Raw genomic sequence first — 456 nt, 5'->3', positions numbered from 1 at the left:
AGCCAGTAGGAAGCGCCCCGCCCCGCCCGCTTCCTGGCGTGCTCAGGGGCCAGTCGAGCCGGACGCGTGGCCACCGGACACTTCCGGAGGTCTAGGAGGACAGGTGGGTTCCACGGAGGGACTGGCGGAATGGGTGCGGCGCGCGGCGAGTGGGGAGACCTCCGCCTTCAGTGAGCTGTACCGGCGCACTCGTCCCCTCGTGGCGAGGCTGATGGCGGGGTTCGCCCCGCTCGACTCCGACGAGGTGGAAGACGTCATCCAGGAAACCTTCGTCCGGGCATTCCGCGCCCTCCCCCGGCTCAAGGAGGCCGGCGCCTTCGAGGCATGGCTCCTGTCCATCGCTCGCAACCGGGCCCGGACGCGGCTGGAGCGCAAGGCGAGCCTGCGGCGCCTGGAGGACGACATCTCGGACCCGGAGCCGGAGACGGTGCCCGCCCTCCCGGAGGCCCTCCAGCT

1 protein-coding gene is annotated in these 456 nt (G+C 71.9%); it reads left to right on the top strand.

Translation table 11 applies throughout. The features are described 5' to 3' along the window. Positions 1–103: 103 nt before the first annotated feature. Positions 104–456 (top strand): sigma-70 family RNA polymerase sigma factor (locus HUW62_RS47765; RefSeq protein WP_176438236.1); only part of this gene is annotated, 353 nt, incomplete at its 3' end.

Source organism: Myxococcus sp. AM011, assembly GCF_013372595.1.
Taxonomy (GTDB): domain Bacteria; phylum Myxococcota; class Myxococcia; order Myxococcales; family Myxococcaceae; genus Myxococcus; species Myxococcus eversor.
The sequence above is the reverse complement of the archived record's forward strand: the minus strand, read 5'-3'. Positions and strand labels throughout refer to the sequence as shown.